14 protein-coding genes are annotated in these 20,184 nt (G+C 47.4%); 1 reads left to right on the top strand and 13 read right to left on the bottom strand.

The features are described 5' to 3' along the window. Nucleotides 1–142: 142 nt before the first annotated feature. Nucleotides 143–1,666: a copper amine oxidase N-terminal domain-containing protein gene (locus MLD56_RS05630; RefSeq protein ID WP_029516098.1), complete on the bottom strand. Its 1,524-nt coding sequence runs from the start codon at nt 1,664–1,666 to the stop codon at nt 143–145. Between the two features lie 101 nt (nt 1,667–1,767). Next, nucleotides 1,768–3,432 (bottom strand): PucR family transcriptional regulator, encoded by a 1,665-nt coding sequence (locus MLD56_RS05625; protein WP_029516097.1) that lies wholly within the window; start codon nt 3,430–3,432, stop codon nt 1,768–1,770. Nucleotides 3,433–3,676: 244 nt separating this feature from the next. Here MLD56_RS05625 and ald point away from each other — a divergent pair, with 244 nt between their 5' ends. Further along, nucleotides 3,677–4,807, top strand: a complete 1,131-nt coding sequence (gene ald / locus MLD56_RS05620) for an alanine dehydrogenase (protein ID WP_029516096.1) — start codon at nt 3,677–3,679, stop codon at nt 4,805–4,807. 81 nt (nt 4,808–4,888) lie between these two features. Here ald and MLD56_RS05615 read toward each other — a convergent pair whose 3' ends face one another. From MLD56_RS05615 to MLD56_RS05565, 11 genes are all read right to left on the bottom strand, one after another. Then, complete coding sequence (locus tag MLD56_RS05615; protein ID WP_029516095.1) at nt 4,889–5,434, bottom strand: mismatch-specific DNA-glycosylase; 546 nt, start codon at nt 5,432–5,434, stop codon at nt 4,889–4,891. A 14-nt stretch (nt 5,435–5,448) separates the two neighbouring features. Further along, on the bottom strand, nt 5,449–6,312 hold the full coding sequence (locus MLD56_RS05610; RefSeq protein ID WP_029516094.1) for an aldo/keto reductase: 864 nt from the start codon (nt 6,310–6,312) through the stop codon (nt 5,449–5,451). 13 nt (nt 6,313–6,325) lie between these two features. Then, nucleotides 6,326–7,567, bottom strand: coding sequence for a WD40/YVTN/BNR-like repeat-containing protein (locus MLD56_RS05605; RefSeq protein ID WP_241113484.1), 1,242 nt, complete (start codon nt 7,565–7,567; stop codon nt 6,326–6,328). Between the two features lie 149 nt (nt 7,568–7,716). Next, nucleotides 7,717–9,171, bottom strand: coding sequence for a PstS family phosphate ABC transporter substrate-binding protein (locus MLD56_RS05600; RefSeq protein WP_029516091.1), 1,455 nt, complete (start codon nt 9,169–9,171; stop codon nt 7,717–7,719). Between the two features lie 196 nt (nt 9,172–9,367). Further along, complete coding sequence (locus MLD56_RS05595) at nt 9,368–10,132, bottom strand: class I SAM-dependent methyltransferase (protein WP_029516090.1); 765 nt, start codon at nt 10,130–10,132, stop codon at nt 9,368–9,370. 209 nt (nt 10,133–10,341) lie between these two features. Then, nucleotides 10,342–12,438 (bottom strand): DUF6449 domain-containing protein, encoded by a 2,097-nt coding sequence (locus tag MLD56_RS05590; protein WP_029516089.1) that lies wholly within the window; start codon nt 12,436–12,438, stop codon nt 10,342–10,344. Beyond that, nucleotides 12,413–13,315 carry an ABC transporter ATP-binding protein gene (locus MLD56_RS05585; RefSeq protein WP_029516088.1) on the bottom strand — a complete coding sequence of 301 codons (903 nt, stop codon included), beginning with the start codon at nt 13,313–13,315 and terminating at the stop codon, nt 12,413–12,415. Before MLD56_RS05585 ends, MLD56_RS05590 begins: the two co-directional genes overlap by 26 nt. Beyond that, nucleotides 13,308–13,697 carry a GntR family transcriptional regulator gene (locus MLD56_RS05580; protein WP_029516087.1) on the bottom strand — a complete coding sequence of 130 codons (390 nt, stop codon included), beginning with the start codon at nt 13,695–13,697 and terminating at the stop codon, nt 13,308–13,310. Before MLD56_RS05580 ends, MLD56_RS05585 begins: the two co-directional genes overlap by 8 nt. 163 nt (nt 13,698–13,860) lie before the next feature. After that, nucleotides 13,861–16,536 carry a PAS domain S-box protein gene (locus tag MLD56_RS05575; RefSeq protein WP_029516086.1) on the bottom strand — a complete coding sequence of 892 codons (2,676 nt, stop codon included), beginning with the start codon at nt 16,534–16,536 and terminating at the stop codon, nt 13,861–13,863. A gap of 185 nt (nt 16,537–16,721) precedes the next feature. Beyond that, a complete protein-coding gene (locus MLD56_RS05570; protein ID WP_029516085.1) occupies nt 16,722–17,657 on the bottom strand; it encodes a nucleoside hydrolase in 936 nt (311 codons plus the stop codon). 176 nt (nt 17,658–17,833) lie between these two features. Beyond that, nucleotides 17,834–19,978 (bottom strand): glycoside hydrolase family 6 protein, encoded by a 2,145-nt coding sequence (locus MLD56_RS05565; protein ID WP_029516084.1) that lies wholly within the window; start codon nt 19,976–19,978, stop codon nt 17,834–17,836. Nucleotides 19,979–20,184: the final 206 nt, after the last annotated feature.

The raw sequence follows: 20,184 nt of genomic DNA, 5'->3' as shown, positions 1-20,184 counted from the left end.
ATCATTATCTCAATTTTCCCTGTATGAAAGTATGGCACTTTTAAAATTTGTAAGCGCTTATTTTAATCGCTTTACTGAGCATTTTACCAATATAACTAAAAAAGAACCAGCCCCTAACTGGGCTGGTTCCTTGAATTTCTTTTTAGTCGCGTTTCAGTACATATTCTCCATCACTGTTACGAGTTACTGTGGCGCCAAGCGCCTCGGCAACTGATTTGAAAGGAACATACAATGTGCCATATTCATCCGTATATGGAGCTTGTGGCAACGTCAATGTGCTTCCTTCCAATACAGCTTGTTTAGAGCCACTTTTCAGCTTAATCGTCTTACCTGTAATATCATCAATTACAGTAGTCTGTTTGGCAGCTGCATCCCATTTTAACTCGGAGTTCAGTTCGCTCGTCAGTTCACGCAATGGAATAAAGGCAGTACCACCACGATTCTCCAAGACGTAGTAATCGTCTTTAGGATCGAAAGTTGTTTCTACTTTTGTAATTTCCAAATCATTTTTTAAAATGTTGTAGATCGGAGAATTCGCTTCAAAATTGCGCAGCGTCGCTCCCGGAGTTAATTCAGCTTGTTTATTCAAGTCAATAACACCGTTAGAAATATCCACTTTATCAGCCGTCACACTACCATTGACGTTCCAAGATTGAGTTTCGGTCAGAATTGTGAAGGACTTCACCGGAAGACCATCCACATCTGGCAAAGCAACCGTCAGGTCTGTTGCCGCTTTGCGAACATTTCCTTTTTCATCAAAATACATGTCGCTTTTCAGAACCGTGTTAGCACTCAGGACCGTTTTGATTTCAGGGGACTGTGCATACATGGTGCTAACGCCTACATCATATTGATCAACAGCTAGATCCAAATATTTTTTAACTTCGGTATAAGCCTCATTGACCATTTTTTCTTTGTTAGCACTCAGTTCCGCTGTTACTTTATCACTATCTTCAATATTCATGCCGGAAGCAATCGTCTTCGTCATATCAATGGCTTGCCCGATCAGCTCTTTCAAGCCTGCTTCGTCCTTGGCCAGATTCGCCAGGAACGGTTTTACCAATGTTACCAGCTCATCACCACGAAGTTCAGCATGCAGATGGGTCAGTTTCACTTTGTCTTTTTCACCGTATACTTCCTCGGTTACAGACGTTGCAGAAATGGTCGAAGGGTTAGGCGCATGCTTGAGCATAAGTGCAGCGGCTGTTTTCGTCAGTTCTCTCACGTCTTTGGAATATACATATGGATCAAATCCAGCAGGCAGACCGCTCAAACTCTCTTGCGAGTTCAGAGATATGTAATAAGGTTTTTTGGCACCTTCCAGTTGAATAGCCAAACCTTGGCGGTCTAAAGCAAGTTCAAACGGCAAATTATACTTATCGATGTGCAATGTACCTTTGGCAGAAGCAAGTTCCTCCGATTGTACTTTGGCTTCATCCACAGTGACGGAAATCGAATTAATCAAATCTACGATTTCCTTATCTCCTTGCGTGATTCCTTCTTTGGGAGTCAATTTAAGAGAGATTTTCTCCGTTGTCTGCTGGGATTTCACATCAAGTGTTCCCAATAAATTTTTACTTACATCAAATCCGCCTACTGCCTGGCAACCTGTCAAAGCTACCATTAACAGAATAAGAGGGACGGCAATCCATTTTTTTATATTCATATTAATCCCCTTTCAAGATATTTCCGTAATCTCTTCTATTATCTCAGTGTTAACACGCATTGTAAATGAGTAGAATGGAAAATAGAACTAGTTATTTAGGATCAATTTTCAGCCTGGAGCATCCGGTAAGCCAGTAGTGCCATTTCCAGGCAACGACGTTTGTCAGGGTCTGCCAGATTTCCCTCTATGATTTCATTAATTTTATCCAGCCGATTATAAAGGGTCTGTCTGTGAATGTACAAAATTCCGGCGGTATCACGCTTGGAACCATGGGATTGAAAGTAGGCATCCAGTGTATCCAAAAGCTGCATATGGTGCTCACGATCATGCGCAATCAGTCCACCCAAATGATCCTCTACGAACTCTTGTAGAAAAGGAATGCGGGGCACCGCTTTCAATAACTGATAGATTCCGATGCTGTCGTAAAATAACCGATCCTTCATGACTGGGACGCTTCGTGCCACTTCAATGACCTCATATGCCTCTTCAAAACTGCGATCCGTCCCTGTCATGCGATGCCTTACCTTACCAAAGCCTGCATGAATGCGCACCTTATCAAGCTGTCCTGCGGCATAGTTCTGAATATATTGAACTGTATGGGCAAGCACTTTTTTCATTTGCGCTGCGGAACGCAGTGTTAATTCCTCCTTGGCACAAAGGATGTAGCATTGACTCCCCTTCATCATCAGCAGATTGTGCAACGTTTCTTTTTTCAACAATGAACGAAGTAGCACTAGCACATCCTGATTGATGGACTCCTTGCGTACCTGACTGGCATCTTTGTCCTGATGTTCCACCTCAATGACCCCTGCCCAAAATAAATACTGTCCCTTCGATAACAATCGCAGGCCCATTCGGGTCTGGGCCTGTTCTTCACTGGGAAGCTGCCCGCTCAGCACATCCTGAATCAATTCATTTTGATTACGCAGCAATCGGTCTTCAAGAAACTGTGTTCTCAGCACCAATGTAGCGGCTGCCTTGGCCGTGTAATCGAGCAGCAGCGACATTTCTTCTGTCGGCATTTCACCATGCAGCACCAAACCTACTGCGGAAAACACCTGACCGAAGCATACAACGGGCTGGAACAACACGGCAGTGGATTCATTCAGGTGAAACAGCAGATGCCCCTCCCGATCGGCGGTCATACTAGATTCCACTTCATGGGCATAAAAATCTGCAATACGGTCCGCTAGATCCGGCTGGACGGAAGGTACGAATCGATTGGTATCAATGGAAGACATGTAGATGACCTGCCGGGCTGCATAGTCATGGAGCACACGCAAGAGGGCGCTCATATCAGTACTGCGCAGGGTTTCCTGCTGAAGTTGACGTGAAAATCGTTCCAGATCTTTTAGGAGTTCATGATGTCGGTTAATAAGTAGGGAATGAATATCTTGTGTAATTTCAACAAAACGTACTGGCTGCTCAAATACGATGACCGGGAAGTGATATCGTTCCGCCAACTCCAGAATTTCAGAAGGGATTTCATGAATGCTCGTGCCCAGCTCCACACACAATCCCGCAGCTTCCGAGCGGATCAGTTGCTCCATATACTCGGCGCGCTCTTCCCCCTTCCGGGTAAGCCACAGGCCGGTCGTCAAAATCAAGTCATGACGGCTCACAAACGGAGAGACATTTGTGATTTCTAGCACATGGACCCAACCCACACGGCGATGTACGCCCTGTTCCCCCGCCGCCAGCTTCGCCCGCCGGAAAACGGGACGTTCCAGCACATCCGCAATGGTAAATGTTTTTTTACCGTTCATCGGCATTCTCCTTATGTATATGTCTTTATGTCATTTTACATGACATATATTCATCAAAAAGTCGAGCCTTTAAGTCAGATAATCCGACAAAATGTATGATGTCAAGGAGCTTCACCCCTTGTAAACTGTACCTAATCTAACATGAATTGCATTTATCGGCTTGAGTCCATGTAACTAATCAGCAGGCTGCATAAAAATGATAGTGAAATTTTCTTAACCATTATTTTTAGGAGAGGTGAATGAAATGAAAATTGGGGTTCCGAAAGAGATTAAAAACAATGAGAATCGTGTCGCTCTAACGCCCGCAGGTGCAGCTCAAATGATCCAACACGGACATCATGTGTTTGTGGAAAGCCACGCAGGTGTTGAAAGCGGCTTTACGGATGGAGATTATGCCACTGCGGGTGCGACTCTTGTGCAGCAAGCTGCGGACGTGTGGTCCCAGGCGGATCTGATCATCAAGGTAAAAGAGCCGCTCTCCTCTGAATACGGATATTTCCGACCAGGATTGATTTTATTCACCTATCTGCATTTGGCCGCCGAGCCAGCACTGGCCCGCGCTTTAACAGACAACGGTGTAGCCGCTATTTCCTATGAGACACTAGATGTTGAGGGCAGCCTCCCGCTGCTTACTCCGATGAGTGAGGTTGCCGGTCGAATGGCTGTACAAATTGGAGCACAACTGCTGGAAAAACCAAAGGGTGGCAAAGGCATCCTGCTGGCAGGTGTGCCGGGGGTCAAACGCGGTAAAGTGACCATTATTGGCGGAGGGGTGGTCGGTACCAATGCTGCCAAGGTCGCCATCGGTCTCGGGGCAGATGTGACACTAATCGACCTAAGCCTGCCAAGACTGCGCCAACTGGATGATATTTTTGGCAATCAGCTCCATACGCTAGTGTCCACCCCGTCCAACATTACTGAAGCCGTGGCGCAAAGTGATTTGCTGATCGGCGCTGTCCTAATCACTGGTGCCAAAGCTCCGCGGCTCGTAACGGAAGCCATGGTACAGACGATGCAGCCCGGTTCTGTGATTGTGGATGTCGCCATCGACCAAGGCGGCATTGTCGAGACGATTGACCACATTACGACACACGACCAGCCTACCTATGTGAAGCATGGCGTCATTCACTATGCGGTAGCAAACATGCCGGGCGCGGTACCGCAAACCTCGACGCTGGCCCTGACGAACGCGACGCTCCCCTTTGCTCTCCAGCTCGCAGATTTGGGTGTGCAGGAGGCGCTTCGCAGAAGCAAACCACTGCTTAGTGGCACCAATGTCCTGAATGGACATATTACCTACGAAGCGGTCGCACGTGATCTGGGATATCCTTATGTTCCCGTGGAACAGGCATGGCAGGCGAAAGCCTTACAATAGAAACAGCTCAAAGAACCACACGCTCTTCCCAGCAGGGACCGAAGCGTGTGGTTCTTTTTGTACTAGCTATATTCACCGTACTTACTGCATTTCAGATATTTCTGACGAAAGGAACGTTTGAAGACGGCGATAAATATCTGTGATTTCTTCCAGCGACATGCGCACCAGTCCGCTAGACGAAGGTGCCACAAATTCATGCATCTCAGGAATTAGCGGTTCAGGCTGAAATCCCCAATCTACTTTGGATCTTTTACTGTATTCGGTGTACACGCCTTTGCCGACAAAGCAAGCAACCTTCGGGCGATATTCCTTTAGCTTCTCGTATAGCTTCAGACGTCCTTCGGCGTATTCCTCGCGTGCAATGTCCTCCATTCCCCTCGTGGGACGGGAAACAATGTTCGTAAAACCGAAGCCCAGCTTCAGCAGCTCCCGATCTTCCGATGGATTGTACAAGCGAGGTGTCAAGCCTGCTCCCTCAAGTATGCGCCAAAAGCGGTTGCGCGGATTCGCATAATGATGTCCTACCTCGCCTGATTTCAGGCTGGGATTAAAGCCGATGAATACAACGGATAATCCATAATCCAGATGATCATCTACCTCATGCAGTTCTGTCTCTCGCTCTGTCATGGGCTCCTCCTTCCTCAAACCATATCCAGCGGCTGCTTCCGCATCGGCGGAGGAAAAGCTTCGTCTATTTGTTGAAGTTGTTCAGGGGTGAGCCGAATACTTGCTGCCGCTGCATTTTCTCGTACATGCGATTCCTGTACCGCCTTCGGAATGGCCCAGACATCACCGTCTCGTATGACCCACGCAAGCGCAATTTGCGATGGAGTTACCCCGTGGCTGGCAGCAATGTCTACCATAACAGGATGCTCCAGCAGGCCCCGTCGCAGGCGACCACCTTGGGCAATCGGGCAATAGGCCATCACAGGCACTCCATTCGCATGGCTCCATGGTAGCAGATCATATTCGATGCCCCGCGAAGCCGCGTGATACAGCACTTGATTGACAGCGCAGGCTTCGCCTCCACTCAGGCTCCATAGCTCCTCCATGTCGGACTTGTCCAAGTTGGACACTCCCCAGCTGCGGATTTTACCCTGCTCACGCAGTTTTTCCATACCTTCTATTGTCTCTTCCAGTGGAATATTCCCTCGCCAATGCAACAAATACATATCCATGTAATCCGTTCCCATGCGGGTTAAGCTCGCTTCGCACGCTTGAGCCAGTCCTTGGCGGTCCGCATGATGAGGGTAAGCCTTGCTGACAAGATAGACATCGTCCCGGCGCCCCTGAATGGCCTCTCCGACGATCTCTTCTGCGCCGCCCTCCGCATACATTTCAGCCGTGTCCACCAGCAACATGCCCAGCTCGAAGCCAAGTTGAAGCGCACGCACCTCCTCCTGCCGAAGTGAGGCTTTTTCGCCCATATTCCACGTGCCCTGCCCGATGAGCGGTACTTCACGACCGTCCGTCCATGTGATCACACTTTTCTTATGTTGGCTCATATGCATTCCCTCCTTAGGAGCCTGGTGTCACAGGCTTATCAAATACATGGCTCTGCGTCCAATGCTGTCCACCATCCGAGGTAGTGTACATAACTGGGGCCTGCTCTGAGTCCGAAAAAATAGCCCAGCCTTCTTTGGCATTTGCCATCCCGATTTGCTGACCGCCATAACCGTCAAAGCCTTGCTTTCCATTGTTCCACGTCTTGCCGCCGTCAGTCGTCCAGCCAATCGTATTGGGCTTGTCGCACGGTGCGCAATAACCGCCCATCCATGCGGTACTGCTATTAACCGCATAGAGCATACCTGGTGCCGCCCCTTCATTTTTAGGAACCTGATTGTCTTGCTGGCTAATACCTGGTGCCGGGCCACCGCCAGCGGTGGCATTCGCCAGTACAGGACGCCAGCTTTGTCCACTATCGGCAGTATGCCAAAGCGAATACGACGTCTGATTCATCCCCGTATCTCCAACCAGCTCGATCCACGCGTTGCCACGTTCTACCGAACGAATAATGGCTCCATTTAGAGGCGCCTCCGTTGTCCGTGACATGACAGTAGTCCACTTTTGGCCCCCGTTAACGGTATGTAAAATCTGGAATGAACGGTCTGTGTCCTGCGTAACCGCCCAGCCGTTTTGCCGATCATGGTAATATGGCTGTCCTACCATGTGGCCAGGCACGGGGAGCGAAGACCAGCTTTGCCCGCCATCCTTCGTAAATTGGTTGCCACTGAACCCTTCCTTGGATGATACAAAGTGTAAAAAGCCCGTTTGCCCTTGCTCAGGTACAGTCCCAACAACCTCCCAGCGTTTGCCGCCATCGCGAGTGGCCAGCAGCGATCCGCTGTCTGCCATAACAGCCCAGCCTTGCTGCCCGTTCAAGGCAAAAATCTGCTGAACCGTACCTTGACCCTGATATTGCACATTCCACGTCGATCCGACTGAACCGGATGCAGACGCGTCCGTTCGGGCAATCCAGCCATTTCCGCCGATCCAGCCGGATTGGCCGTCGATCAAACGCAACGCGGTAATATTGTCCATGCGGACTTTCGCTATAGTAGTGTCTGTGGTTGCTTGTCCTCCTGTTTTCGGTGTATCTACAGTCGCTCCCGAACCATTCGCTTGTGCCGAGACGGCACCCTTTTGCTCATTTTGAGCCGTTTGTCCTGTTTGCGAACTTGTTTGTGAGCCTGTTTCACACCCCGCTGTCACTATGGCTACGGCGAGTAAAAGCACCCAGACCGATGTTTTTTTCTTCATTTTCGTTCATCCCCTTATGTTGGTGATATACATGGCTGTGCGGGTATTGTATTCACAGCCATGTATATTCTATGTATTACCCTGCTGTCTTCGTTTCACTCTTAAGGTGAATATACGGAATGGACTGAATGCAAACCAGCGTTACAGGATTACGAGTTTACAGGAACAAAGCCGCCTTTTTCGATGGCCCGAGTTCCTTCTTCACTTTGCAGCCATTCGAGTAATCGTTGCATCGAAGGGCTTGGTTCCTCGCCTTCCCGTGTGACTACAAACAGTTGAGCTGTGAATGGATATTGCTTCGAGCGGATGTGCTCTTTGTTCGGCTCCACTCCATCAATAGACAAAAATTTGACCTCTTGACGATTATGCATCACATTTGCAAAATAATAAAATGAATAACCGAGCGCGTTGTGATCCTTGTTAAAATCTGCGACTGCATTAATCATACCACCCATAATGCCAATTTGTAGTTCACGTGGCGGGTCAGCCATTTCATGGCCTGCCATCACTTTCTTTTGCATATATGTCTGACTGCCTGAATTTTCTTCTCGCTGATAAGCAATGATCGGCTGATCCTTGCCCCCTACCTCATTCCAATTGCGGATAGCCCCTTCATATATACGGCGAACCTGCTCCGAAGAAAGTCCTCTAACCGGATTGTCTTGATGTACGAGGAAAATAAACGCATCCCACCCAATGGGTGTGAGCTTCATTTGTATTCCCCGACTTTTCGCCAGCCGCAGTTCCTCATCGGAAGGACCAGCCACCAGAATCAGATCCGCCTTCTTTTTGATCAAATTGACATATGCCTGATGGGTCGTGTTGAATCTCAGTTCGTGCGCTGCTCGCGCCTTGCTCATTCCGGTCAGTTCATGCAGCATATCCTGCGCAAACGGAATGGCCGCTGTAGCCCCGTCAACTACCGGAAAATCTCTCTCTGCAATGTATGGGCGTTGAGGAAGCATCAGTGTAATCGTCAGCACAATGACGAGCGCAGCAGATATCGCGGCAACAATCCATTGCCATCTATGATCCACCTTACCATTCTTGTCGGTTAGCGCTGGATAACGATTTACCCCAACTCCTACTACCATGCCAACTATCGGCAGCAGTGCAGCCAGTAGAAACCAGATTTCACCATGCTGTGTATATGGACCCAATACCTCTAACACAGGCTCCGCCCAAGCATGATAGAGTGAAAAGAGCCCCCACGCCCCTCCCGACACTTCAGCAGGTTGACCACCAGACCCTTGTATTCCTACAATCCACAACCACAGCCCACATAATAATGATAATAGCCCGGTCAGCATCAGCGAAAGCTTGCCCATGCTGGACATACGCGCACTCAAGGCACCATAAGCTGCAAAGATGAGACCGATAATCCATGCATATAGAAGCAGTATTACAATCACAGTTGTATCCGTTACACCTTCATGCCTCAGCAGAAGCTGCACTTGGGGTGCCACAACCATACTCCAAACTACATTAAACATGACTGAAAACAATCCAAACATAAACGTACCGCCCAACCATGGCCAAAACCATGCTATCCGCACAGACTCGTCCTTTTCCGGCTTGGTTATAACTTCCTTTGGATCAGACATGTACATCCCCCTATAACTAATGAATGAAATGAGACTGTAAGCCATTGCTTCTTCATTGTACAATTATGGTAAAGATTAGTATACGAGAGGAGGAAAAAAAAGCCTTATCCGATCTTCCCAGCGATGAATTACTCAAGCTGCGTATGGCAAAAAAGGCCTCCCCCACGGGAAAGGCCTTTTTGTCATCGAATCTTCTTTATATTGCTCTGGCATGGATCAAAAAACGGTGCTGCTTCACGTCCCAATAGCCATCACGTTTAATATCTAAATACAGACCATATAGCTGTTCTATATATTTCTCCGGCTGAAAGTCTGTAATCTGCCATTCGATTGCTTTTAAGTAATAGACAATCGCTCCAATATCGTAAAAGCGCTGTATCGGAAACTGTTCCTGCTGCTCTAAAATTTCGAAGCCATTGCTTTTCAAACCTGCAAGTGCTTGAGAAAGGGTCCAGTCCGCATACTCGTAATCAGGTGCTCCCAAACGGTCGTTGATGCCCGCACAATCTAGGCCCCCTACCTGTTGAGTCAAAAACGTCCCACCTGGTCGCAAAATACGCCGTACCTCCGTTGGCGAAAATGACTCATGCTTATTCAGCACGAGGTCGAACCCGGCATCGCCAAACGGAAGGGAATCGTCATCCTGTATAGCCATAACGCGCACACCCAGCGGCTCCAATCTTTCCTTGGCGATAGGAACATTCGGTGCATACGCTTCTGTCGCACATACGATCTCTGGAAAAGGGCGTAGCCGAGATAATAGCTCTCCCCCGCCTGTTCCCATATCCAGCATCGCCTTGGATGAATGAATAAACTTCATAGCCTTGCTGACATAAGACCATTCCAAGGGCTCGCTCGCCACACGTCCCGTATCCGAGATGAATGAAAAATCCCATCCGGAAAATGACTGCTTATAATTCTCCAAGAACTGTAGAAATTCACGATCTTCTGTATATTTCATATTATTTTTGCTCCTCCACCATTGAGCTGTACGTTATTGAACTCTTCTCTCTGTATGTTCTACGTTGTATCTCTCTGTACATCTATTTTATGTCAGCTCTAATGTGGAGGAGCTCTTGCCCGTCGGTGAGGTTGTTATATGTCGTGTCGGAACCATCCCATGTTTATCTACCTCCGTCCATATGCCATCCAAACCAGATGCTGTCCCACTTAAGGAACTGTCGGTAATGCCTTCGCAAGCTCCGGTGTCATATCGTTCGGAGTAAAATAGCAATAGCGTGTATGGGGGTCTGAACTAAATAAAGGTTTGATCTTGACCTGAACCAGGTAAGTGCCTTTCGCCATATTTGGAGTATAGCTATAGGGTCTGCGCTTTTCCAGTACAGTGCTCCAGAGCTTCGGATCTTCAATCGTTATTGCTTTATGCTTCTGTTGGATGCTTTTAAATAGCTTATAGTCTTCAATATACTGATTGGATTGATAAGGTTCAAGCTCTTCAGCAATAATAGGAACAGCCCGTATCGAAAAAATATCCTTGGAATCAATGATCACCTTATCCGCATAACCTTTTTGCTCTAGCCAACCTGTAAGCTTGTGATAGGAAGCCGGCCATTCAAATGAAAATTCACGATGCCAGCTCGGTTCGTTATTGATAGAGGATGACTCTTTATTTGTAATAGAAACACTCCCCAATGGATATTTCTCTGATTGCATCTCGCTATAGCTCATATTTAATACTTCTTCTCTGAGTATATCTTCAAATTCACGAGTTTCTTTTGGATTGGTTAAAACCACTCGTCTTTCACTATCATCTACGGATTGGATATTAATCGTCTCTGCTTTTCCTTGCAGCTTATCCAACCTGTATCTTACCGTTTTATAAGGCTCTGCTTCCATCACTTTAGTCAGTTCTGTCCGGAAAGGCTTCTCCGGGAATGTATAGCGGCGAGTCATGGTGGAACCATCATCCAAACGGTAGACTATGAATGCCGATTCGACGGCCAGGTTTTTGGACAACATTTTCTCGCCAGCTGCATGTGCACGTACGAGTTCTCGATGTAAATTCAGCACAGAGGTGATATAGGCCCTGTCTTGGGAGTAATACGCTTCTTTTTCTGCATCTCCCCCTAGAGGCTCCTCTCGCCCGACATAAACTTTTTCTACGGAGTGTGCTGTTGGAATCCGCCCCTCATAACCCAACCAACCTGAAACCGGGATATATAGTACCAGCCCCATGATCACACCGTACACGACCATTTCCACTAAAGCACGAACACGCATAATTTGCCACGTCTTGCGAATGACCATCTCTACAACGATATAGCCTAAAATAGCTCCAAGTGCATACCCAAAAATCGACCAATTAGCTCCTCTTGTACCTGCATTATTAAAATAATCGCCTAGTATAAGCATGGCGCATAGTATGACTCCTGCCTTGAACAAAGGCTGTAAGAAAGGAAATGCTATGGCCTGAGTCGCCTTTTCGACCAAGCGTTTACGATACAAACCATAACTCAAGGCGACAAACAGCAGAGAGATACCTAAATAGGCAAGTAACTCCATGTAGGAAAAGGCGCACTGTGGCAAGTTGTCCATAATGCGTACAAACGGCGATAAGTTTTCCCAAACATTATTATTGCTGCGAAACTCCCCACCATTAATATATTGAACAACGGTTTCTCGCACCCGCACATATCCGTATAAATTACGTTCTAGAAAACGCCCTATCATCATGAATAGAAACTGAGGCAATAGCAGCAAAACATACACTACTACGGTCTGTAGCAACGATTGTCCCACACAAATCCCTACAAACACAGTAAAAGTAAACAAGAAAATCGTGAGGACGGACACGACCAAAGCCCACGATCCAACATCATTAATTTGAAAAATATAAGGCAGTTCGACTGACGTGTTAACCCAAGCAGTTACTCCCGCAGTCAGCCATACAGGTACAAGTAAAAGAATAAGACCGCTAATTAAATGTGACGTTAATAGATGCTCTCTACGCAAAGGTAGGCTGTGATACAAATCGGATGGCCCCTGTCGCTGAACAAAACGAAGCAGCATCACACCTGCCAGCACCGGTACAGTCATTAAAATCAATTTTTGCAATTCATTACCCGAGTTTGTACTATCGAACAAGCTTTTTAAAACCACTCGTGGTTGTTCATCACCAATGCTCATAAACAATGACAGCGGTACTGTAAACAGTAATCCCGCCAAGTACAGTAGACCGATCCAGCCATGCTGTCTCAGGCATTGGCGAATTACGCCGCCGCTACAGAAGAATCGGTTGGATGTCATAACCTGCGTCCTCCATTTCATAAATGAAAATTTCTTCAAGCGTCAACGGCAGCAAATCGAACACATGCGGCTCGTATGCTTCAATCGTCTCCGCAATCCGCTCTCGCTCACCCCGGATAATAAGCAGCAGAACACTGCCCCTTCGCTCCTTATGTACGACCGAAAGTTGGCTACAGACAGCTTCCTCATGCATGCTGTCCCGAAAAGCAACCTGCACCTTATGCGTATCGGATTTGAGGTCATCGACCTCTTTTTCCAATAGCATCCGACCTTGGTGCATAATGCCGACATGATCACACATGTCTTCAATCTCACGCAAATTATGAGATGAGATCACGACGGTCATCTCACGTGCAGCGGTTTCTTGGAACAAGAGATTTTTGATCATTCTACGCATCACTGGGTCCAGACCATCAATGGGTTCATCCAAAACCAGCAGCTCAGGCATGCAGCTCAAGGCAAGCAAAAAAGCGGCTTGGCGCTTCATCCCTTTGGAAAAACGGTGAAGTTTGCGCTTCGGGTCCAGCTTGAAAATATCCGTAAGCTGTGTGTAGCGTTCCTCACTCCAACTTGGATAAATGGAGCGGTAAAACCGGGCCATCTGACGAATTGTCGCTTGCGGGAAAAAATAAGGGGTATCCGGTAAAAACAGAATGTGCTGCTTGACTTCAGGCTGCTCATACACTGGCTGACCACCGATTAGCACCTTGCCAGTATCCGGTCGGTAAATTCCGGCAATGATTTTGAGCAAGGTCGTTTTCCCTGCCCCGTTCGAGCCCAGCAGCCCAAAAATGGAGCCCTTCTTTACCGTAAGGGCAAGCTGATCGACAGCCTTTTCTTCTGTAAATGTCTTTGTGACTTCCCTTAATTCAATCAAGGGACATCCCCCTTTCCTTTGTTTGCATAGCTTCCACGTATATGTCGTCCACTTCCTGCTGTGTAAAACCGAAATGGACAGCTTCGATCATCTGTTTTAACAATGCCACCCGAATCTCATCCCGCTTCATTTGTTGCGGCTGCTGCTGGGTAGGCGTGACAAAGCTGCCTTTGCCCTGAACGGAATAGATATATCCTTCGCGTTCCAGCTCGCGATACGCCTTCTGAATCGTATTCGGATTCACCGTAAGTTGAGCGGACAATGCCCGTACAGAAGGCAATTGCTCATCCGGCTGAAGCGATCCGTACATGATCATTTCCTTGACCTTCTCCATAAGCTGTTCGTAGATCGGCTTACGGCTGCGGATATCCAGCTCGAACACATGGACTTCCTCCTTTCAACACTGGCTCAAATTCATTTATACATGTTCAACTGTTCTAACTGTACTATTATTAATAGTACAGTTAGAACAGTTTGTCAATCTTTTCTTTGAACATTTCTTACAAAAATAGCCGTGATGCATCCTGCATCACGGCTATGTCTTTTTAGCCTTCCTTTGAATCATAAGGCTGATCACGGCATATATTGGCAAGCGTTTGCCCTTCCGGCAGTTTAAGATCCAGCTGGAACCGGAATGTTGCTCCTTTGGCCTCGTCGCTATCCACACCAATGGAACCTCCCATTAGCTTGACCAGGTTTTTGCAGATGGACAAGCCTAGGCCTGTCCCTCCATATTTCCGGTTCAATGCCGGATGAAGCTGGGAAAAAGGCTGAAACAATAGATGTTGGCGGTCTGCTGGAATACCGATTCCAGTATCAGTAACACTGAACTCAATCAGGCATCTATTTTTACGACGGCTGTAAGCCTTTCTCTCCACAAAGATATTTACACGCCCTCGCTCCGTAAATTTGATCGCATTGCTCACCAAATTCACCAGCACCTGCCGGATACGCACATGATCACCGACCAGCATCCCCGGCATTTCCTGATCCACATGCCATTCCAGCTCAATGCCTTTTTCCATAGCCTGCGTCATGAATAGGTCAGCCACACTGCCGACCACGTCATCTAGCACAAAGGATTCGTGCAGCAAAGACATTTTACCAGCTTCGATTTTGCTCAAATCCAGTATCTCGTTCAATATCTGCATTAAAGCACCACTGCTACTGGTAATAATATCTATATAGCTACGCTGCTCCTCATCCAATTCAGTATCTGCGAGTAACCCCGCCATACCTATAATGCCGTTCATCGGTGTACGGAGCTCATGACTCATCACAGAGAGAAACTCTGACTTGGCCCGATCGGCGCGTTCGGCAGACTCCTTGGCCCGAATGATCTCCTTTTCATTCGTCCTGTCTACAAAAACCATCACAGCCCCTTTTCGCTCGCCATTATCCATCAAAGGGCTGATTCGATAGGAGGCCAGAAAGCTGGACCCGCCTTTTTTCCAAAATACTGCTTCCTCTGCCTGATAAGAGGCTCCGCTTCGAATCGCTTGAAGAATAGAGGACTGTTCGTCCGGAAAATGACTGCCAATTTCGTCAGCATGGCGGATCATGTCTATGCATGCGCCATTCAGCGGTTTGGCCGATCCTACGCCGAACATCTCGACAGCTGCCGGGTTCATAAAGCGGACATGTCCTTCGGTACTTAAACCCACAATTCCTTCGGATACAGCATTCAAAATAAGCGAATGCTCATTACTGAGCTTCTCAATTTGAGCAATGTAGCTTTTGAGAGGGGTAACATTTTCTATAATCCCGTAGCAGCCTACAATTTCCTCTTGCACGAAAATCGGGATATTCGTCATCTTGATAAATAGACGCTCCCCCTCCTTATGTATAAATTCCGATTCATAGGTTTGCGTCTCACCCTGCTTGGCCAGCTCCATGTGACGCTTGATTTTATCCTGTTCCTCAGAGGAAGCCATGATAAGTATGTCAGCCCCAAGCAACTCATCCTTCGTATAACCCGTAAGCTCCTCCAAGCTCGGATTCACACTTAAGATATGACCTTCCATATTCACGGCGCATATCCCGAGTGGATTATGTTGAAATAGTGACTTATAGCGGTTTTCACTTTCACGCAGGCGCTGCTCCATTTCCCGGTGCTCTGTAACATCCTGGATCATACCCACCACTTGAACGGGCTTGCCTGCATGCTCGTCCATTTCAGCTTCCCAGATTGAACGCAGTACCTTTTGTTCCCCATTCGGCAATACAATTCGGTAAAAGGTCTCTTCGTGTATTCCCTTCAATATAACGTTGGTGATAATCTGTTTCATGCGCTCTGTATCTTCTGGATGAACAGCCGCCATGAACGCGTCAATACTTGTTTCAACCGGCTTGACACAATAGCCAAATATGCTGCGAAATTCCTTGGAAAAATGCATAACATTGTTGACCAGATCCCAGTCCCATGAGCCGAACATCGCCAACTGTTGAGCTTTTGCCAGGTTCTCCTCGCTCTTCTGGCGCTCTGTGATATTTCGTCCGATGGATAGAACTCGCTTGATTCTGCCCCGTTCATCCCGAATAATGCGGTACGATACTTCCAGCCACAAATAGTGCCCGTCCTTATGACGAACACGCCGCTTCATGATGCCTGTTTCCTTGAACATTCCATGTACACGCATGTAATCGGCATCTTCGACATGGTAAAATTGCAATCGTTTTTTCCCAAGCATCTCCTGTTTCGTATAGCCTAGGAGTTTTTCCACCGAAGGAGAGATATATTGGAGTATGCCGTCCGCCGTGCTATATGAGATAACATCCGGCGTATTTTCCGTAATCAGCATATACAAATCCTCATTATCCGAGAGCACCTGCTCCATGTCCTTTTTCTCCGTGATATCCATTGCATACGCAATCAAATAAGATTGTTCGGTAGCCACATCATCAAATATGGTTAATTCCAGCGCTAGCCAGACGGATGTTCCCCGTTTATGTTTCAAACGTAGCTCTGTCTTGTAGACTTGATCCGTAGCCTGTAGCCAACCTGCATAAGCCTCCCTCAACCCTCGCTGATCCTGAGCCTCTTTATACAAGAGATGGTAATATCGGATATCCAGTAATTCCTCCTGCTCATATCCGACCATTTTGCAAAAGGCGGGATTGACGTACAGGCACTTCCCTTCCCTCGACAAAATCACGATTCCTGTCGGGGCATGATTATACATATGTTCCAGCAAAGGTAGTCGTCGAGCACCAGAAAACACAATCAATCTCCTCCTCTGTAGTCTGGTATTTTTATCCACTTGTACATATTATAACATGATGTGGGATTTTTATAGCGGTGAGTCCACCTCTAGACGAAAGCTCTTAAAAACATGTATGCACAAAAGATTGCCGATGCAGATTCATCGGCAATCTTTGAATTATTTTTTTATACCATCCGGCTAATTTATACCACCCGGCTAAGAAAATGACGCAAAAATCGTTCCGCATCGACTTTAAGTGCCACATCAACCGTAGTCAGTGATTGAGCTTCGTTCTCATTTTGCACCTCACGGGTGCGACCAACCTCGGCGGAATCGCCCACCTCAACGGCAATGTGCATTGGACGCGTCTCCACAAAATTGGAGTCAATAGCCAACCCTACGGCTAAAGGATCATGCAAAGCACAGCCTGCAATACCAGGTCTGAAATTGCGATAAGCTTCCATATAGAAGTCTGTCATATCTGCCATAAACGCGCCCAGCTCGGTCCCTTGCTCACGCCATTTATCCACATCCCGCTGTGGAAGCAGGGTTTGCATCGTGACGTCCAGCCCAACGAGCGTAAGCGGAAAGCCCGCTCCCAGCACATAGGCTGCGGCTTCTGGATCGGCGTAAATATTCGCTTCAGCCGCTGGAGTTACATTCCCTTTCACTGTGACCGCGCCGCCCATGATGATCAGGCGCTCAAGCAATTGGGGCAATTCGGGACAGCGATCCAATGCAAATGCAAGATTGGTCAGCGGTCCCACAGCTACCAGGGTAAGTTTGCCCTCATAGCGACGAGCCTGTCCGATTATAAAATCAGCGGCATCCCCAGACGCAGCCTGACGGGAGGGCGCTCCTTTCAACTGATTGCCAATACCGTCTTCACCGTGAATATGCCGAGAATAAGGTTTGAACAGCTCCCGAGCATACGGCTTGTGAGCCCCAGACACGACCGGAGCCTCTACCCCCAGTTTTTCCAGCAGAATCAGTGAGTTACGTGTTGCCTCCTCCACCGAGATATTGCCAAAGGTGGTTGTAATACCGAGTAGCTCCAATTCCGGCGAATGGGCCGCGTACGCAATAGCAAGCGCGTCGTCAATGCCCGTATCTACATCTAAGATTAACTTTTTGCTCATGATGACCCTCCACAGTAGAAACAGCATTCTTTTTTTCATTATACACAATTTCAATGCTTATTCCCTTGGTCATCAAATTCTTTATTCGAAGACGTAAAAGAAGGCTACGACAGTTATGCCGTAGCCTTCTTTTACTACTTTTCAATCACTCAAGGGGCACATGTTCTAGCCGAATCCTAAGGCTCGATTCCCCACACCAGCTTATCATTGTGGAACAACGTTACTTTGTTCCATTCTGCATAAGAGGTTTTAGTTGGATCAAAGGAATAATCATTGGATTCGTTCAGGTTAGACCAGTCGCTATTGTTCATGCGGATCTGAATATCACCTGTTTGAGCTCCAGCAGCAAGCGTGCCGGCAGCAGCACTGAAACCAATTTCAATATAGTTGTCTGTAATGGTACGCAGCACGTTATCATTGCCTACTTGCGCATAGTCTACTACGGATTGCAGCTCTTGGCTGCCATCCTTCGTAAAATAGTAACGTATTTTCAGCTCACTCAGCTTCACGGGTGTTGTGCCTTTATTTTTCAGGTTAAGGAAAGGCTTAACTGCGTTATTCGCTGGGTCGGTGTCCCCGGCCCGGTACATTACAACCAGATCACCCGCTGGTTCTGTTGGATCAGTCGGTGTACCTTTAGGTTCAGCACTTACCGTTGCAGAATCCTTACTTGTTCCTTTCGCATTCGTAGCACTTACAACATAGAAGTAAGTTGTTCCGTTCGTCAGTCCCTTATCTGTGTACTCTCTTTCCGTTACAAGAGGGGCAACGGCTGTAAAAGGACCTGCTTCGCTAGTGGCACGTTTTACCGTGTAGCTATCGGCACCCGTAGATGCACTCCAAGTCAGCGTCACTTGAGCATTACCAGCTACGGCCTTTAAGCCAGACGGTACAGCTGGAGCTGTAGGCGCTGGGTCCACACCACCAGTGGAAGGCACGATTGCAGGGTACGCATTTTGTACCAACATCACAAACTGATCATGGAACCATGCTCCTGAAATAGGTGCATTCGGCAAAGCATCTGTTAATGTGCCATCCTTGGTTGTATAGGTAGGATCACACATACGGTCAAAGCCTTTACCCTCATCGTTCGGAATGAGTGAGCTGGAACCATCGGAATCACCCGGAGGTTTCGCCCAGACATAGGCATCGATATGGCCAGCTGGAGCCGTTTGTGGCGGCGTTCCCATCCCTGCTCCGCTGCTATTACACCAGTTACCACGGTGCGAACGTTTGTCCACACGACCTGAGTTTACATAGGAGTTAATATCATTGCCGACTGCGGAAGTCGGACGGTTAGGTCCTCCCCATCCATTACGGCCGGTATCAATTAACATGCCGAGCGAGCTTGGCCAGCCTGCATTGACAAAATCTCTATGCAAGGACTCAGCGAAATCCGATTCATCGAAATTAGGATTCCATTCGTAGAATTTGGACGATTTGATCGGCTGCCCGCCAATATTCAGGTTGGGATCAGGCAGATTCGGTTCTGTCAACGGTGAAGTATTGGCTGTATTCGTGATAAAGCCATCCACACTGGACAAACCTTTGCTAGTATCTTTGAAGATAGTTGTAAACAGGGATACCGTTGCTGCACGGTTGTTATCCCAACCTAACCAACCAGAGTGACCGATATCCACGTATTTGTACACATTCGGAATCTCGTTCAGCTTATTCATTGTGTATTTAACGCCAGCCTCATAAATTCCTGTAGATTTGGCTTGTCCACATTGGGGAGTATCCAGATTGGTTACCAAATTTGGCAAACTGTCCGGTTCAATGATCGCTACGATACGAATATCCTTATATTTGGGATTTGCAAAAATAGAAGCAATTTTGTCAACGTAATCCTTTTTATAGGTTTCCAAACCTGCCTGGGTCAGCGGCAATTCACCATTGGAAGCCAAGGCATGACAATCCCGTCCGGGCAGATCATACACAATAAATTCCGCCGTGATCGGTGTGCTGCCTTTCTTTTGCGCCAATACTTGGTCCAAATGCGCTTCCAGACCAAGCTTGCCTCCACCGCCATTAATAGCAGCGATACGATCAAGCCATACGGCTGTCGGGAACGTTTTGACCGTTTGCATTTTTGCTTTCAGATTGGCATCCGTAATTTTGGCAATCGATGTGTCGACACTAGCCGCATAATCAGGGTTAATATACTTTGTCGCTCCTTGGTAAGGATTGTCCACATGGGATTCTGCATGTATTTTATCCGTAAATCCTGCACCTGGTAGAAAGCTGCTTGCGACGAGTGATAGCGCAAAAGCATACTTCATGCTTTTACGAAGCACTTGCTTTGTTTTCAATTGCTTCACCTATCTTTCCGTGGATTTTGTTGAATCTTCCTATGTCGGCACCTGATTGTTACATGATTAATTGTGAGTTACGCCTACTCTACTCTTTCCAAAAAAAGTGGCGTTCATAGTTGCGAAAGGTAAGCGCTTTCTATTTGTGCATGCGCTCACATTTTCCCCTTTTTGTCACCTCCTATGTTAGATTATAGTGAGCTGGAAATCTGCTG

The organism is Paenibacillus peoriae (genome assembly GCF_022531965.1).
Classification (GTDB): domain Bacteria; phylum Bacillota; class Bacilli; order Paenibacillales; family Paenibacillaceae; genus Paenibacillus; species Paenibacillus polymyxa_D.
This window is presented reverse-complemented; position numbering and strand designations above follow the sequence as displayed.

What these genes read in the sequence shown, in the direction of transcription:
- MLD56_RS05630 (WP_029516098.1), bottom strand. Translation starts at nt 1,666, where the DNA reads ATGAATATAAAAAAATGGATTGCCGTCCCTCTTATTCTGTTAATGGTA.
- MLD56_RS05625 (WP_029516097.1), bottom strand. Translation starts at nt 3,432, where the DNA reads ATGAACGGTAAAAAAACATTTACCATTGCGGATGTGCTGGAACGTCCC.
- ald (WP_029516096.1), top strand. Translation starts at nt 3,677, where the DNA reads ATGAAAATTGGGGTTCCGAAAGAGATTAAAAACAATGAGAATCGTGTC.
- MLD56_RS05615 (WP_029516095.1), bottom strand. Translation starts at nt 5,434, where the DNA reads ATGACAGAGCGAGAGACAGAACTGCATGAGGTAGATGATCATCTGGAT.
- MLD56_RS05610 (WP_029516094.1), bottom strand. Translation starts at nt 6,312, where the DNA reads ATGAGCCAACATAAGAAAAGTGTGATCACATGGACGGACGGTCGTGAA.
- MLD56_RS05605 (WP_241113484.1), bottom strand. Translation starts at nt 7,567, where the DNA reads ATGAAGAAAAAAACATCGGTCTGGGTGCTTTTACTCGCCGTAGCCATA.
- MLD56_RS05600 (WP_029516091.1), bottom strand. Translation starts at nt 9,171, where the DNA reads ATGTCTGATCCAAAGGAAGTTATAACCAAGCCGGAAAAGGACGAGTCT.
- MLD56_RS05595 (WP_029516090.1), bottom strand. Translation starts at nt 10,132, where the DNA reads ATGAAATATACAGAAGATCGTGAATTTCTACAGTTCTTGGAGAATTAT.
- MLD56_RS05590 (WP_029516089.1), bottom strand. Translation starts at nt 12,438, where the DNA reads ATGACATCCAACCGATTCTTCTGTAGCGGCGGCGTAATTCGCCAATGC.
- MLD56_RS05570 (WP_029516085.1), bottom strand. Translation starts at nt 17,657, where the DNA reads ATGAGCAAAAAGTTAATCTTAGATGTAGATACGGGCATTGACGACGCG.